Source organism: Nocardia sp. NBC_01377 (genome assembly GCF_045040005.1).
GTDB classification, from domain to species: Bacteria; Actinomycetota; Actinomycetes; order Mycobacteriales; family Mycobacteriaceae; genus Nocardia; species Nocardia noduli.
The window spans coordinates 4,950,135-4,965,655 of the sequence record NZ_CP109566.1; the positions used below are offsets into that span (position 1 = coordinate 4,950,135).

Genomic DNA, 15,521 nt, shown 5'->3' on the forward strand with positions numbered 1-15,521 from the left:
TCTCCTTCATCCGGCCGCGATACCCGTGATGAGGGTGCGACCGCCGATCACCGCGGTGGTGACCATCTGCTTGTTGTACGTGGCGGGCACACCACCGGGCCGGTATTCGGTGACCTCCACCGAATACCTGTTCTCGGTGACCGTGACGACCCGCACGCAATGCGTGGTGCCCTCGGGAACGGTGTCGATCCCGCGCTGGATCACCTCCGGGGGCGAGATCGGCGCCTCGGGCGCGACGACGGCGCGCACCTGTTCGCCCGAACGCGCGACGTAGTAGGCGTATTGGAAGGCGAGCACCGCATCCGGCCCGGAATCGGTGCTGCCCGCCTCCGCGCTGCGCAGCACGCTCACACCGTGTTCGGTGGGGCAGTCGGCCGGACCACCGGCACGCGCGCTGCCCGCGGTGAACTGCATCGACGCGGGTGCGGCGCCCGCGGCGCCGCGCTGACCCGACATCTGCACCAACCACAGCGCGCCGACGCCCGCCGCGATCAGCATCAGCACGGCGACGATCAGGACCAGAATCACCCGCGCGCGCCGGGTGGCCGGATGCTGTTTGGCCGCGACGCGCAACGCCGGAGCCGAGCGGTTGCGCGGCGACGGTGGTTCCTCAGCGGGATCGTCATCGGCATCGTTGTCGTCGGGCCAGGGGAAGCGCACGGCGACACCGGAGCGCGGGTCGTAGTCGTCGTCGGGCCCCGGCGCCTGGTCGTCGGCCACCCAGTCCGACCAGCCGCCGATGAACTCACTGCGCCGCGCGGGCAGATCCGTCGGCACCTCGGCCTTGGCGCGCGCCTCCTCCGGATCCTCTTCGCGGATGTAGTCCGGGAAACGGGCGGTGCGTTCGTCCTCGTTCGTCGGCTCCGCGATCGCGTCGCCCCCGGCCACCGGAGCGGAGGTCGCCGCGTCCGGTTCGAGCGCGCCGTACCAGCGCGAAAGATCTTTGTACGAGTTCAACATTCCCCCATTCCCGCAGCGCAGGGCACGTAGCGTCGCATCGTCGGACCTCTCGGCGATCAGTTCGTGGAGAACGGGTAGGCAGTGTTGGTGGTTCCGGGTCGCTCGGTGGGCGGAATCGAGGTCGCGCCGCCGGATGAGGCGCCATCGGCTCCTGTCCCGAACGGAAATTGTCCCGTACCGGAGGAATTCGGCGTAGTCGACGCGCCGGAACTGTTGCCGAAGAATCCGGGTCCCGGCTTGCTACCCTGAGCGGCGGCACCCTGTCCGAATTTCTCGGCGAGATCGCGCGCCAGCGCGGCCAGCCAGTCCGCGACGTAGCGGGTGGGCGCGTCACCGTTGGCCGCCACCGCCGCGGTGCCGTAGGCGCCGTGGGTGCGCACGGTGTCCCAGTACCGCACCCAGGTGGTGAGATCGAGCAGTTCCCTGTTGTCGGTGATGTTCTGCACGACGGCGTCGTAGGACTGCGCGACCAGGCGCGACACCGTCGTCGGCGGAACCAGTTGGGGTATCGCGCCCGCGAGTCGGGTGCCCAGGCGCAGCAGTCCCGCGACCGGATCCGACAAACCGGCGGTGGCCAATTCGGAGATCGCGGCGGGGCTCAGCACCGTCCGCACGACGCTCGCCACCGCGTTCAGTCCGATCATTCCGACCCTCAGCAGCGCCTGGACCGCGCCCGCGAGATCGATCGGCGCGCGCGGATCGGAGGCGTCGGCGATGCGCTGGGAGATCGACTTCTTCGGCGCGATGGACAGATTCGTCAGCGAGGTGCCCTGGACGTCCTCGGCGGCGACCTCGGTGACCGTCTTGATGGAGGTGTAGGCGAGCGCCTGCGAGATCGACATCAGCGAGGCGATCGGGTCACCGCCGCTGAGTGTCGCCTGTCCGGCGACATTGGCGACAGCGCGCAACACCGGCGCGCCGTTCGGCGCGTCGCACGCCAAATCGCCTGCGGCACAGAAACTCGCGACCCGTCCGGTGAGCGCGGCGAAATCGGTCGCCCGGTCCCGGTCCGGGCCGATGCCGCCGCCGTCTGCGGGTGTCAGCGGCAGCGCGGCCACCTCGGCCACGCGCGTACCACTGGTACCGGGAGCCGGGTCGGGGGTCTGTTTGCCCGGTGCGCCGGGGAACAACGGCGCGCCGGGATTGCGGGTGGGATCGGCGAACAGCGCGACCGCGGCGACCTTCTCGGCCGGGATCACCCCCGAACCCTTGCCGATCTCCTGCGCGAACATCGAGACGACATGCGCGCCCTGCGAATATCCGACGAGCGCGAATCTGGTGTCGGCGCATCGGCTCGCGACCTGCGCGGCCATCGTCCGCAACCGGACAAGTCCGGTGGCCACCGATTCCGTATACGGCGTGGCGCGTTTGGCGTCGATACCCCCGAACGCGGATTCGTAGGGGACATAGGCGCGGTCGACGAGTCCCGGTTCGGCCGCCGCGGCCATCATGGGGCTGAACACCGTCGAGAGCATGCCGGTGTCGGTGGTCGGCGCGGCGTCGGGAGAGGACTCTCCGGTGCCCTGGACACCGAGGGCGAACAATGCGGGGCAGGTGCGGATCGACAGATCCGTCAGCGGCCCAACGGGATTCGACGGGTCGGCGGCCGCGGAACCGGCGGGTACGAACGCCGAGGCGACGGCGAGTGCGAGCAGCATCCCCGATGTCCTTGCCGTGTACCCAGTCATAGCGAACCACAATCAATCTCGTGTTGCCGCAGCCAACTTCAACGCCATGAAACCCCTAAGACGGTAACAGATTCCGGCTATGACTGGCGAAGCAGCGAAAAGTTTTCGCGAATCGCCGTGCCACACTTATCGCGCGACGGCGTGGCACCGGTGTAATGTCGGCAAGTTTACGACCGGTCGATACCTGTCGCGAGCGGACTCCCGCGGCAAATATGACCCGGATTGCACGAAATCGGCCGCCCCGGAAACGGAGCGGCCGATGTGCGGTTCCGGCGCAGGGAAACCGATCAGGATGCCGAGGTGACGCGGTAGACGTCGTAGACGCCCTCCACGTTGCGCACCACATTGAGCAGGTGACCCAGATGTTTCGGATCGCCCATCTCGAAGGTGAACTTGCTGATCGCGACCCGATCGCCGTGCGTGGTGACCGCGGCGGACAGGATGTTGACCTTCTCGTCCGCGAGTACCTTGGTGACATCGGACAGCAGCCGGGTGCGGTCGAGCGCCTCGATCTGGATGGCGACCAGGAAGACCGAGGACGGGGACGGCGCCCATTCCACCCCGATGATCCGTTCGGCCTGCGATTGCAGCGAGCCCGCGTTGGTGCAGTCGGTGCGGTGCACGCTGACCGCGCCGCCCCTCGTCACGAAGCCCATGATCTCGTCGCCCGGCACCGGCGTGCAGCATTTCGCCAGTTTGGCCACGGTTCCGGTGGCGCCGGGGATGAGTACGCCCGCGTCGCCGGTGGTGCGCTGGCGTGACGGGGTGCTCGACGGTGTCGAGCGTTCGGCGAGTTCGTTCTCCACGTCACCGATGCCGCCGAGCTGGGCCATCAGCCGCTGGACGACGTGGTGCGCGGAGACCTGGTGCTCGCCGACCGCGGTGTAGAGGGTGGAGATGTCGGCGTAGTGCAGTTCGTGCGCGACCGCGGTCATCGCGTCCACGCTCATCAGTCGTTGCAGCGGAAGACCGACGCGGCGGACCTCCTTGGAGATCTGCTCCTTACCGCTCTCCAGGGCCTCCTCGCGACGCTCCTTGGCGAACCACTGCCGGATCTTGGCCTTGGCGCGCGGGGAGACGACGAAGTTCTGCCAGTCCCGGCTCGGGCCCGCGTTCTGCGCCTTCGAGGTGAAGACCTCGACCACTTCGCCGTTCTCCAGCTGACGTTCCAGCGCGACGAGTCGCCCGTTGACCCTGGCGCCGATGCATTTGTGCCCGACCTCGGTGTGCACGGCATAGGCGAAATCGACCGGGGTCGACTTCTGCGGCAACGTGATGACATCGCCCTTGGGAGTGAAGACGAAGATCTCCGGCGATCTCAGGTCGAAGCGCAGCGACTCCAGGAATTCCGCCGGGTCGGCGGCCTCACGCTGCCAGTCGAGGAGCTGGCGCATCCACGCCATATCGTCGACCTCGGTGCTGTCGGTGGTGTGCTTGCCCTTGGTCTCCTTGTACCGCCAGTGCGCGGCGATGCCGAATTCGGCGGTGCGGTGCATGTCCTGGGTGCGGATCTGCACCTCGAGCGGTTTACCGTCCGGGCCGACCACGGTGGTGTGCAACGACTGGTAGACGCCGTAACGCGGCTGGGCGATGTAATCCTTGAACCGACCCGCCATCGGCTGCCAGAGCGAATGCACGACACCGACCGCGGCGTAGCAGTCGCGGACCTCGTCGCACAGGATGCGGATGCCGACCAGGTCGTGGATGTCGTCGAAATCCTTACCCTTGACGATCATCTTCTGATAGATCGACCAGTAGTGCTTCGGCCTGCCCTCGACGATCGCGTCGATCCGTGACGCCGCAAGGGTATTCACGATCTCGGCGCGCACCTTGGCCAGATAGGTATCGCGCGAGGGCGCGCGGTCGGCGACCAGGCGCACGATCTCGTCGTACTTCTTCGGGTGCAGGATCGCGAACGCGAGATCCTCGAGCTCCCATTTGACGGTCGCCATACCCAGGCGGTGCGCCAGCGGGGCGATGACCTCGAGCGTCTCCTTGGCCTTCTTGGCCTGCTTCTCCGGCGGCAGGAACCGCATGGTGCGCATGTTGTGCAGGCGGTCGGCGACCTTGATCACCAGCACGCGGGGATCGCGCGCCATCGCGATGATCATCTTGCGGATGGTCTCGGCCTCGGCGGCCGCGCCCAGGTTGACCTTGTCGAGTTTGGTGACGCCGTCGACCAGGTGCGCCACCTCCTGACCGAAATCGGCGGTCAGCTGCTCGAGCGAGTATCCGGTGTCCTCGACGGTGTCGTGCAGCAGCGCCGCGACCAGCGTGGTGGTGTCCATGCCCAGTTCGGCGAGGATGTTGGCCACCGCGAGCGGGTGGGTGATGTACGGGTCACCGGATTTGCGGAACTGGTGCGCGTGCCGCTCGTCGGCCACGTCGAACGCGTTCTGCAACAGCGTCAGATTGGCCTTCGGGTACAGCTCACGATGCACCGTCGCCAGTGGTTCGAGTACCGGTTTGACCGCGGCGATACCGCGCTGACCGGTCATCCGGCGGGCGAGTCTGGCGCGGACGCGGCGCGAGGCCGAGGTGGGGACGGCGGCCGACGCGCCCTGTGGGCGGGCCGGGGCGCTCGGTGTCGGACGGGGCGCGGAAGCGGTCTCGGACGTCGCCGGGGTCCCCTCCTGCGACGGGGCCGATGCCGCCGATTGCTCGACATTCGCCTCGTCCAGATGTTGCGTCATGCCACCACCTCTCCACGCCGCGGTCGGATCACCCTATCGGACCGCCGCAACCGCCCAGACCACAACTTTAGTCCCGCACGCCGACATCCGTGGGCGTGCGGTTGCGGGAGCGTGGAACTAGCGCCCCGCGAGCGGTCGCTCGAAGGGTGCGGCGCGCATCGATCGCCCGTCGGAGGCGGGGTCGGGCGGCGCTCCGAGCAGGTCCAATACCGTCGGAGTCAGGTCCGCCAGACAGAAACGGTCGGTGCTGACACCCGCGGGGAAATCGGGTCCGCGCGCGATGACGAAAGTCGCGGTCTCCTCGGCCGACATCCCCCCGTGACCACCTTCGGCGGTGTGGCCGTGGTCGGTGGTGACCAGGATCGTCCAGGATTCGCCCGGTTCGGCCGCCGCGCGGGCGTCGACGGCGGCGACGATACGGCCGACGAGTCGATCCACCCGCTCGATGGCGGCGCGATAGTTCCTGGACCGGGCGCCGCCCGCGTAATGCCCCGCGTGGTCGACCTGGTCGAGGTGGGTGAAGCAGAGATCGGGACCGAATCGGGTGATCGCGGTGACGACGCCGTCGGCGGTGACGGCGTCGATCTTCGATTCGTCCGGATCGTCGGGGACCGGGGCGGTGGTGACGACGACATCGGCGCGCGGATCGCCGCTGCCCGCCATCACCGCGATCATCTCCCAGGTCGCGACGCAGTGCGTTTTCAGCGCGGGTTTCGCGCGCTGGAGCTGGGTGAAGACGGTGGGGTATCGGGCGAAGGGCGTCGCGTCGAAGATATTGCCGGTGATGCCGTGCTTGCGATCCCACACCCCGGTCAGGACGGTGGCCCACGACGGGCCCGAGACGCTGATGTGCGGGGCGATCGAACTGCGGCTCAGCAGCCCTTCCGCACTGAGCCGCAACAGGTTCGGGGCCTCGGCCCGTTGGATCCTGTCGTAGCGCACACCGTCGATACCGATCAGCACCACTTTGTTCGTCGTGCCGCGCGCCGCGGCGGTCCCGGTGGCCGTGCCGAGGAACGCGCACGCGGCCAAGGCGGTGGTCGAAAGCAGCTGCCTCCGGTTCATACCCCGAACGATCCGGCCTCGGGCACCGCCCCCGATAGTCCGTCGGCGCGCTGTTCATCGACGTTTCATCGGCCGCGCGACGCCGGGTCGTCTCGCTGAACGCCACCTGAACTCTCGATAGCCTCCAGCTATACGCACTGGTCGACAGCAGGCATATGGCGCGTGAACGCCGGGTACCCGCCCGGTGCCCGGCGCTGCGGTAGCTTCGGCGCATGGTCGTCCGCTCGCTACTGCTGTTCGCCCTGGCCGCCGTCGCCGAGATCGGCGGCGCGTGGCTGGTGTGGCAGGGGTGGCGCGAGGATCGCGGCGCGCTGTGGATCGCGGCGGGCGTGATCGCGCTCGGCGCATACGGTTTCGTGGCGACATTCCAGCCCGACCCGAACTTCGGCCGCATCCTCGCGGCCTACGGCGGCGTCTTCGTGGCGGGCTCGCTGGCCTGGGGCATGGTGGTCGACAAATTCCAGCCGGATCGCTGGGATTACCTGGGCGCGGCGATCTGCCTGGCGGGCATCGGGGTGATCATGTACGCCCCGCGCTGAACCGGAAGCCTCATTCGGCCGATTCGAACGCCCAGACGGCGGCCGGCCGGCCGGTGGCCTTGGTGCGACGGCGCTCGGTGGTGCGTTCCAGGCCGGGAATGGCCGCGAGCGTGCGGTTCAGGTTGGCCGGATCGGGGCGGGCGCCCAGCAGGGCGGTACTGATGTCGACGGCGCGCGTGGCCGGGAATTCCGAGCCGGCGAGCGCCTTGGTGAACGGCAGATCCTTCCAGAGCAGACGTGACAGATGTCCGCGCGCGGCCTCGACGATCCGATTGTGATCGAAGGCCAGCGGCGGAACGTCGTCGAAGGACACCCACCGCGCCGGACCTTCGTGGGTACCGACCACCGCCCACATGGCGATGGACAGGGTCGGGCCGCGTGGGTCGCGGTTGGGTTCGTCGAAGGTCACCAACTGCCCGACCGCGCCGATCGCCGCCTCGGGAACGCCCAATTTCGTGTTGACCGCGCGACGGGCCGCGAGCACCAGCCGTTCACCGCGCCCGAGCAGCACACCCGGCAGCGCCAACTCACCGGTGAACGGTTCGTGTTCGCGCGCGGCGACACCGACCGTCACACCGGGGTCGTCGGGCCAGAAGCGCAGCGTCACCACGTCGACCGAAACCACCGATTGCTCCACGGCGCACTATCCTGCCGCATCCGAGCATCGTGCGACGCCGGCTCCCCCGGCCGAACGCGGTCGGTCAGGCCTTCTTTTCCTCCGGATACGGAAGTCCGCGGTCGTCCAGCAGGATTCGCATCGCCTCTTTCAGCCACGCGAGATCGTTTCGCATCCGGAGTTCGGATTCGGCCGGGCTCCGCAGCCGCGTGGCGAGGTCGTTCTTGTGAACATGTCTCGATATCACTGCGCACATTCTTTCTTCGGGCTGATTTATTATCGCGGCTGCGCGCAGGGTGCCGAACACGGTGCCCGACAGCGGGGAGTGCAGCCGAGCCGCCAACTCGTGGAAATCGCCTTTGGAATTCTACCTCCGTCGGCGGGTGAAAAATCCGTGAACAGTAATACGCGAAACCATTCCGTTCATCGGATTCGCAATCGGAGAATTCCGTCCCGAAATCAGCGAACGGAAACAGCCGACGTCGCCACACGGGCGGCGCGGTCCGCACCGTCGGAGGTCAGCACGACGGGCACCCCCGTCTGTTCGTGGAACCAGCCGACCCGGTCGGCGGGCAATTCGGCGAGCACCGGTTCCGCGGCGTACAGCAGGTCGGTCAGCCGCCGCTGCCGGTCCAGGTCCCGACCCGCACTCGGGGGGAGGTCGGTGAGTACGCCGTCGACGGTGCGGTAGGCCGTCGCGGCGCGCACCGTCGACGGGGCGTCGAGATGGGTGACGGCCAATCCGTCGACACCACCGCAGGCGGCCACGGCGTAGCGCAGCAGCAGGGGGTCGGCGTGGCCGCGACGGAACGATCCCTGGTACGGGCCGTGGGTGTTGTGCGGTTCGGGAACGCGCAACTCGGGATCTTCGGTCGGGAAGGGACCTGCGCCGTGCCTGGTGGCATAGGTCCTGGTGACACCGAGTGTGAACGCCGTGGCGTCGATCTCGGCCAGGAGGGCGCACGCGTTGGCGGGTTCCACCGTCGACCAGGTGGTGTGCGGAGGGAAACCGCGCCATTCGTCGAGCAGTACGCCTTGGGCGCCCTCGAAGATCAGCCTGCCTCGGGACGCGAGGGCGGCCAGCTCGCCGGGGCCGACGACGCGCACGGCCGCGACGAATTCCCGGTACATGTCGACCAGATCCGCGATCGGCTCGTACCGGTGCGCGCCGGGCGCGATGAGCGGACCGTAGTGCGCGGCCAGCAGCAGCAACTTCTCGGCCAGCACCGAGGGGCGAAGGCAGTCCTCGACCCTCGGTGCGTCGAATTCCATGGCGTATCGGGCGGTTTCGCCGATACCGCGTCCGCAGGAACCGTGGCGCGAAGAACCCCTCGCGTCCTCGCGCGCACGGTTCGCCGCGATGTGGATGGGCGTGGTGAGCAGGGCGCGACCGTCGATCCGCACCAGGCGCAACGGATCGGCCACACCGAGTGCCGCCAACTGCCGCGCCTCACCCGCCAGTGCGATGGGCTCGACCAGCATGTGCCGCGACAGCAGGGTCGGCACGTCGGAGAAGGTGCCGGATCCGAACTGCGCGAAGGTGTGGTGTCTTCCCTCGGCGATCACGTTGTGGGCCGCCTGCGCGCCGCCGTTGAATCGCACGACCGCCGACACCGGTGCGCCGCCGTCGCGCGAGCACAGCCAGTCGACGGTCGCGCCCTTCCCCGCGTCGCCGAATCCGAGGTCGACGACGATGACGTGCCCGTCACGCACCCCGCTCAACTCGACCCGCCGGGCAGTGCCTTGGCCCCCGACGCGTCCGCGCCCAGCGCCTTGCCGACCGCACTCGCTTCGCGCACCGACCCGATATCGCGCAGATCGGCCAGCCCGGTGTCCAGGTCGACCCGGTCCTCCTCCAATCCGATGGTGAGCGCGATGAGTTCGCAGACCGCCGCCGGATCGTCCAATTTCACGAAATTCTGACCGAGCAGCGTCCGCCAGTGCGCGGCGATCTCCGGGTCGTCGTAGTAGTTCGACTGTTTCGGCAGGATGTAATAGATATGCCAGCGTTCGGCGAGTTCCCGATAGACCGATTCCACCGAGACATCGGTACGCACATGATCACCGATCACCGCACGGATATGCCGGGACGCCAGCTTGGATTTGTTCAGCTCGTCACCGATGAGGAAAAGGTAGCCCCGTTTGCGACGCTTCTCCCACGCGTCGGTCACTATATGAGTGGCCATGAAATAGGCCGCCAATTCGTAGCTTTCGGATTTCTGCCCGCCCCCGCCGCCTTCCAGCAGGATATTGCGCAGTTGTTCGTCCATCCGATTGTCGGATTCGAACTGCCCGATCTGCAGCGGCACCCGGTCGGTATCGGCGTCACCGATCGCGCCGAAGAGCAGTTGCGGGTCCTCGGTGTATCCCTTGGACCGCAGCAGGCCGTGCAGTTTGCCGAGTTTGTCCTGCATGATGATCGGCACCTGCCCCATCGACCCGGTGACGTCGAACAGCACCGCGATGGGAAGCGAATTGCCGTGGTCGGCCGAATCCCGGCACTCGCGGATGCCCGCGCCGAACGGATCGAGGTCCGGATGCGCCTTCCAGCTCGAGTAGGGCTGATCCCGCATCTGCGCGGTGTAGCCGAAGTCGTCGATCCCCCGTCCGGCGCGGTAGGTCTTGGCCGCCCGGTAGGCGGTGTCGTCCCAATGTCCGTATCCCATAGCTGAACTCCTCTCGTGAAGTAGTTTTAGTTTAATAGACTAAAACATATCGGTCAACGACAACCCGGCGCGCGGCACACCGACGCGGCGCCGATATCGGCTCTACACTGCCGACGTGGACCCGTTGACCCGCATCAGGGCGATCTGTCTTTCCTCGTCCCGCCCTACGTCGGGCACCGCGGCTGGATCGGTGTGCGGCTCGACGTCGTCCCGGACTGGGACGAAGTCCGCGGCATCGTCCGCGACGGCTATCGCCGGGTTGCCCCGAAAAAGCTGTCGGCGCTGATGGACTGAGTCACCGGGTCGGACACCGGCGTGATCGATACCCTCGAAAATTCCCTGTACCAGCGCTTTTCATGCGCGCTGGCGCCGGATTACCACATCACGGAAGCGGTAGTGAACAATTCAGCGGTGCGAGAACTGTGGGACCGGACCTACCTGGCGTTGCTGCCATGGACCGACATTCCCCGACGCGAACTCGATACGCAGTGCAGGCAGGCCGTGACCGCGGCGTTGGCCGCGCTCTGGGGCGAATGCGACGCGGAGTTGCTCGACGGCGCCGCGACCGACGAACAGGTTCACGCGATCGTCGCCGCGCAGACCGTCTACGGGCTCGGCTGGCGCGACGCGGTACTCGGCGATATCGCCACGCGCGCCCGCACGGCCGGTCTCGGCGATGGTCCCGGACGCCTCTGGGCCCCGCCCGAACGCTGGAATCTGGGGCGCGGCCGCGCCTTTCGCGCGACCCTGCGCGACAACCTGAGCTTCTTCGCCAGACACCCCCGGTCCCAGGAACTGCGCCTGGTGCGCACCGTCCGCGCGGCCGTCACCGCCGCCGACGCCGATCCGCGGACCGCGCTCACCCTGCTGTACCGGGCGGCCTGGACCGAACACGCCACCGAACGGCTCGGTTGGAGCGATGCCGAGTGGTGGCAGTACCTCGGCATCGACGAGTTGACCACCTGGGCGGTGATCGCCCTGCGCATCCCGATGGACGAGCCCGACCGCGCGGGCTGGGCCGTCGAGGAGGTCGCCGAGGCCGTCAGCCCGGCGGACTGGACGTGGACCGGCAGCGGCCTGCCCGACGATTTCCTCGAAGCCGCGTTCGACACCCTCGCCCTGCCGGTCCGCGAGTTCTGAGCGCCGCGACTACTCGACCAGACCGTCGGGGGTCAGTTCGAGATGCCGGGTCACCTCGATCGCCTCGAGGAAGCGCTCGTCGTGGCTGACCACGATGAGCGCGCCCTCGAATCCCGCCAGCGCCTGGGTCAGGTGATCCAGGCTCGGCAGATCGAGATTGTTGGTCGGCTCGTCCAGTAACAGCAGCCGCGGCGCGGGATCTGCCAGCAGCATCATCGCCAGGGCCGCCCGCAGCCGTTCGCCGCCCGACAGCGCGGACGCCGCGACGTCGGCGGCCGCGCCGCGGAACAGGAAGCGGGCCAGCTGGGCACGAATCCGTTCGGCTGACGCGTGCGGTGCCGTGGCCGCGACATTCTCGAAGACCGAGAGCCGCTCGTCGAAGAGATCGAGGCGCTGCGCGAGCATGCGCCAGGCCACCTTCGGCGGTTCCTCGACGATTCGGCGTAGCAACGTGGTCTTGCCGACGCCGTTGCGCCCGGTCAGCGCGATCCGCTCGGGTCCGCTGACCCGCAGCGACACCACCGGCCCGCAGCTCAGCCGTACCCGGTCGAGTTCGATGACGTCCTGCCCCGGGTACAGCCGGGTTCCCGGCAGTTCGACACGGATCTCCCGATCGTCGCGCAACAATTCCTCGGCCTGCTGGAGCTGGTCCTTGGCGGTGTCGAGCTTCTCGATGTGGTTGTTGCGCAATTTGCCCGCCGACACCTCGGCGGCCCGCTTGCGCGCGCCCATGACGATCTTGGGTTCGCGCTTGTTCTCGAACATCTTCTTGCCGTACCGCTGTCTGCGGTCCAGTTTGACGCGGGTGTCGACGAGTTCCCTCGCCTGTTTGCGCACATCGCTTCTGGCATCACGGATGGCGGCGCGGGCGGTCTCCTGTTCGGCCGCCACGATCTGTTCGTAGACGGTGAAATTGCCGCCGAACATGCGGAGTTCGCCCTGACGAAGTTCCGCGATCGTGTCCATCCGATCCAGGAGTTCACGATCGTGGCTGACCGTCAGTACGGTGCCGGAGAACTGCTCGACCACCTCGTAGAGCCGCGCTCGCGCGAACCGATCGAGGTTGTTGGTCGGCTCGTCGAGCAGGAGCGCATCGGGTTCGGCCAACAGTTCGGCGACCAGGCCGAGCAGCACGGTTTCCCCGCCGGACAGCGTTTCCAGCGTGCGATCCAGATGTTCGGCGGAATCGGCGAGATAGTGCAGCCCGAGGCGTCCGAGCAGCGCGATGGCCCGCTCCTCGACATCCCAGGCGGTGCCGACGACCTCGAAATCGCCCTCGTCGCCGGATCCGGATTCGATGCGGTGCAGTGACGTGCGGATCTCGGCGATCCCGAGTACGTCGTCGACCCGCAGACCGGGGGCGAGTCCGAGATCCTGGCGCAGGTAGCCGACCGCACCGGAGGTGGTGATCGAGCCGCGCAGCGGGTGCAATTCGCCCGCGATCAGACGCAGCAGTGTCGATTTACCCGCGCCGTTGCCGCCGACCAGGCCGATATGTCCCGGGCCCAGCGCCGCGCCGATCCCCTCGAAGACGGGGGTTCCGTCGGGCCAGGAAAAGGTGAGATCGGAAAAAGACAGAGTGCTCATGCGTACCCCAGAGGTTGCGACGGTATCGCGGCGCGCGGTGTGCGGGCCGCCCGAAGGCGCTACCTCATGAGAGCAACGGCGGACTCCGATCGGCGGGGGCAGGACTCGTCCAGGGTAAACACGAACCCGGGGCGCGCGCCAGTGATATTCCGATCACACGGGATGACCGGCCCGGATACGGGACGTCCCCGGTGCGCCGTGCGCACCGGGGACGGAGTATCGATCGACGCGATCTAGACCCGGACGATCGACGTCACCGGGTAATCGCCTTGCTGATCCCGTCCGCCGAGCGCGGCGAGTTCGAGAACCACTGCCGCGGAAGCGATTTCGGCTCCAGCCTGTTCGAAGAGCGAGGCCGCGGCGGCGAGGGTGCCGCCGGTGGCGAGGACATCGTCGAGCAGCAGGACGCGTCGCCCGGCCAGCTCGACCCCGTCGCCGGGAATCTCCAGGCCCGCGGTGCCGTATTCGAGGGTGTATTCCCGCGACAGGACCGGGGGCGGGAGTTTGCCCGCCTTGCGCACCGCGAGGACGCCGGTGCCGAGAACGGCCGCGACACCCGCGCCGAGCAGGAAGCCGCGCGCGTCCACGCCCGCGACCAGATCGGCGTCGGGAGCGCACGCCGCGAGGCAATCGATGACGGCCCGGAAACCCTGCGGATCGGCGAAAACCGGGGTGAGATCCGCGAAACGAATACCGGGAGTGGGGAAATCGTCACGCCACCTGGTGAGGCGTTCGACTTGCGCAGCCGCTCGACCTGTTCGCTCTTCGACCGAGTAGTCGGATTCGATCGCAGCGTGCTTGCTCATCGGCACCTCTCCATGATCACTCACCCATTCGCACCTGTCACCGCTTCAGCACCCAGCGGTCCATGTTCCAGCCGGAACCACCTTGCGAGGGTCCGGCCACACCGTTCTGCAGACCGTCCGCGAAGCCGATGGTGCGCGGAGTGGCGAACAGGGGGATGCTCGGCATCTCCGACCACAGCAGGTTCTCGCTCTCGGTCAGCAGATTCAACTGGACGGTCGAGTTATCATCGGCCGCAAGCTGATCGGTGATCGCATCGTAGCGGCCGTTCCCGAATCGCCCGAAATTGAGTCCGCTATCGGTGCGCAACGCGCTGGTCGCCGTCATTCCCGACAGGGAACCTGCCGGACCCGGCATCACCGCGGTACTTCCGAGGACGGCGTCGACCGCACCCTCGGTGAGCCGCGAGGGCGTGAAATCGGCGGAACCGGCGTCGGTCACGGTGACACCGGCCGGTTTACACGCCTCGGCGATCATCGCCACGGTGCGCGCCCGTCGATCGTCCGGTCCGAGATAGCCGATGCGGACGGTCGGCGCGGGTACGCGAGCGGAAGCGAAACCGCTGGTCGCACCAGGGATATCGGTGGTCTTGTACCGGTCGGCCGCGCCGGTGGCCGGTGCGTAGAACAGCGAATCCTGCTGCACCGTGCGTGAATTGAGCGGTCCCGAACCGAGTCCCGACTTGGGCGCGTCGTCCACCTTGCCGAGTTCGTCGAACAACGCCTGACGCGGAACGCACAGCGCGAACGCCCGCCGTGCCCCCACCGAGCCGAAGACGCCCGAATTGGACAGCAGCAACTGTTCGGCGCCGCGGCCGGGGACCGTCTTCGCCGAGAATCCGCCTGTGCCCAGCTCCCGCACCGAATCCGCGCCGATATCGAGCACACCGACCGATTTTTCGTCGACCTTGGACTTCAGATCGGCGGCTTTGCCGAACACCACGATCCGGCCGGTCTCGGCCTTGTTGCCCCACCAACGCTCGTTGGCGACCAGCACCACACCGTCTTCGGCACTGAAGGATTCGATCCGGTAAGGACCTGAGGAGGGGAACTTCGACAGATCCGCGTCGGCGCCGAGGGTCCAGCCGGTGTTCCAGAATTCGGCCAACCGCGTGACGGCCCCGGAATCACCGGTCTGCAACGCGGAAACCACATTCGCCACATTCGCCGCCCGCGCCGCGACGTGCGCGGGCACCAGTTCGCCCGCGGCGAACAGGGTTCGCCACGGCACGAAGTACTGATTCGGACGGAAGACCACGGTGGCGTCCTTCGATCCGGGCTGGCATTCCACCCGCTCGATCTCGGAGTACCCCGCCGTGTCCGCCGCGTCGAACATCGGAGCGCCCGCCTGCGCGAACCGGCCGCTGCGGGCCGCCCACGCCAGGACGAGGTCGTCGCACGAGGTCGGCACGCCATCGGAGTACACACCGTCCGGGTTGAGCCGGTACTGGATGGTCTGCGACTCCCCCGGCACCTCCTTCGCGGTCCCCGCGTCGGTGTCGGCCACCTGCTGACCGTCCGGGCCCGTATAGAAGAACCCGGTCAGCACCCGCCCGAACACGGCGGGCGCGCCGCCGATCACCCCGGCGGTACTGCCGCCGTTGTAGCTGGTGATCGGCACATCGATGGCATAGCCGATGGAGGACACCTGGTTCTCACCGGAGCAGCCGACCACCGAACCGACGGCCAAGACTCCCGCGCCAACCACTCCGAGCAGACGCAACACTGCGCCGGGACGAGGTCGCATAGAAACGAAACTCCCTA

Annotated in this window: 12 protein-coding genes; 2 read left to right on the forward strand and 10 right to left on the reverse strand. The window is 67.8% G+C overall.

From position 1 onward, the window contains the following. Positions 1–6 precede the first annotated feature (6 nt). The 4 genes from OG225_RS22700 to OG225_RS22715 form a co-directional block, all read right to left on the reverse strand. Positions 7–960, reverse strand: coding sequence for a hypothetical protein (locus OG225_RS22700; protein ID WP_405177166.1), 954 nt, complete (start codon positions 958–960; stop codon positions 7–9). Between the two features lie 56 nt (positions 961–1,016). Then, positions 1,017–2,618 carry a cutinase family protein gene (locus OG225_RS22705; RefSeq protein WP_405177167.1) on the reverse strand — a complete coding sequence of 534 codons (1,602 nt, stop codon included), beginning with the start codon at positions 2,616–2,618 and terminating at the stop codon, positions 1,017–1,019. Between the two features lie 317 nt (positions 2,619–2,935). Continuing rightward, a complete protein-coding gene (locus tag OG225_RS22710) occupies positions 2,936–5,341 on the reverse strand; it encodes a RelA/SpoT family protein (protein WP_405177168.1) in 2,406 nt (801 codons plus the stop codon). A 117-nt stretch (positions 5,342–5,458) separates the two neighbouring features. Further along, positions 5,459–6,406, reverse strand: a complete 948-nt coding sequence (locus tag OG225_RS22715) for an alkaline phosphatase family protein (RefSeq protein ID WP_405177169.1) — start codon at positions 6,404–6,406, stop codon at positions 5,459–5,461. Between the two features lie 212 nt (positions 6,407–6,618). On the opposite strand from OG225_RS22715, the gene OG225_RS22720 reads away from it, so the two are divergent. Beyond that, positions 6,619–6,945: a YnfA family protein gene (locus tag OG225_RS22720; RefSeq protein ID WP_405177170.1), complete on the forward strand. Its 327-nt coding sequence runs from the start codon at positions 6,619–6,621 to the stop codon at positions 6,943–6,945. A gap of 10 nt (positions 6,946–6,955) precedes the next feature. On the opposite strand, the gene OG225_RS22725 is transcribed toward OG225_RS22720, so the two are convergent. From OG225_RS22725 to OG225_RS22735, 3 genes are all read right to left on the reverse strand, one after another. Next, a complete protein-coding gene (locus tag OG225_RS22725; protein ID WP_405177171.1) occupies positions 6,956–7,582 on the reverse strand; it encodes an NUDIX hydrolase in 627 nt (208 codons plus the stop codon). A gap of 438 nt (positions 7,583–8,020) precedes the next feature. Beyond that, positions 8,021–9,283, reverse strand: coding sequence for an adenylosuccinate synthetase (locus tag OG225_RS22730; protein ID WP_405177172.1), 1,263 nt, complete (start codon positions 9,281–9,283; stop codon positions 8,021–8,023). Next, positions 9,280–10,227 carry a hypothetical protein gene (locus tag OG225_RS22735; protein WP_405177173.1) on the reverse strand — a complete coding sequence of 316 codons (948 nt, stop codon included), beginning with the start codon at positions 10,225–10,227 and terminating at the stop codon, positions 9,280–9,282. The genes OG225_RS22730 and OG225_RS22735 overlap by 4 nt, the downstream gene beginning before the upstream one ends. Positions 10,228–10,623: 396 nt before the next feature. Here OG225_RS22735 and OG225_RS22740 point away from each other — a divergent pair, with 396 nt between their 5' ends. Next, positions 10,624–11,367, forward strand: a complete 744-nt coding sequence (locus tag OG225_RS22740; protein WP_405177174.1) for a hypothetical protein — start codon at positions 10,624–10,626, stop codon at positions 11,365–11,367. A 9-nt stretch (positions 11,368–11,376) separates the two neighbouring features. Here OG225_RS22740 and OG225_RS22745 read toward each other — a convergent pair whose 3' ends face one another. From OG225_RS22745 to OG225_RS22755, 3 genes are all read right to left on the reverse strand, one after another. Next, a complete protein-coding gene (locus OG225_RS22745; RefSeq protein ID WP_405177175.1) occupies positions 11,377–12,954 on the reverse strand; it encodes an ABC-F family ATP-binding cassette domain-containing protein in 1,578 nt (525 codons plus the stop codon). A 233-nt stretch (positions 12,955–13,187) separates the two neighbouring features. Next, the gene (locus OG225_RS22750) at positions 13,188–13,760 is read right to left on the reverse strand and encodes an adenine phosphoribosyltransferase (RefSeq protein WP_405177176.1); all 573 of its coding nucleotides are present in this window, start codon (positions 13,758–13,760) and stop codon (positions 13,188–13,190) included. A 37-nt stretch (positions 13,761–13,797) separates the two neighbouring features. Continuing rightward, the gene (locus tag OG225_RS22755; RefSeq protein WP_405177177.1) at positions 13,798–15,504 is read right to left on the reverse strand and encodes an ABC transporter substrate-binding protein; all 1,707 of its coding nucleotides are present in this window, start codon (positions 15,502–15,504) and stop codon (positions 13,798–13,800) included. Positions 15,505–15,521 lie beyond the last annotated feature (17 nt).

Coding starts and splice junctions, on each gene's coding strand:
- OG225_RS22705 (WP_405177167.1), bottom strand. CDS start 2,618: ATGCTGCTCGCACTCGCCGTCGCCTCGGCGTTCGTACCCGCCGGTTCC.
- OG225_RS22750 (WP_405177176.1), bottom strand. CDS start 13,760: ATGAGCAAGCACGCTGCGATCGAATCCGACTACTCGGTCGAAGAGCGA.
- OG225_RS22720 (WP_405177170.1), top strand. CDS start 6,619: ATGGTCGTCCGCTCGCTACTGCTGTTCGCCCTGGCCGCCGTCGCCGAG.
- OG225_RS22710 (WP_405177168.1), bottom strand. CDS start 5,341: ATGACGCAACATCTGGACGAGGCGAATGTCGAGCAATCGGCGGCATCG.
- OG225_RS22735 (WP_405177173.1), bottom strand. CDS start 10,227: ATGGGATACGGACATTGGGACGACACCGCCTACCGGGCGGCCAAGACC.
- OG225_RS22755 (WP_405177177.1), bottom strand. CDS start 15,504: ATGCGACCTCGTCCCGGCGCAGTGTTGCGTCTGCTCGGAGTGGTTGGC.
- OG225_RS22700 (WP_405177166.1), bottom strand. CDS start 960: ATGTTGAACTCGTACAAAGATCTTTCGCGCTGGTACGGCGCGCTCGAA.
- OG225_RS22745 (WP_405177175.1), bottom strand. CDS start 12,954: ATGAGCACTCTGTCTTTTTCCGATCTCACCTTTTCCTGGCCCGACGGA.
- OG225_RS22715 (WP_405177169.1), bottom strand. CDS start 6,406: ATGAACCGGAGGCAGCTGCTTTCGACCACCGCCTTGGCCGCGTGCGCG.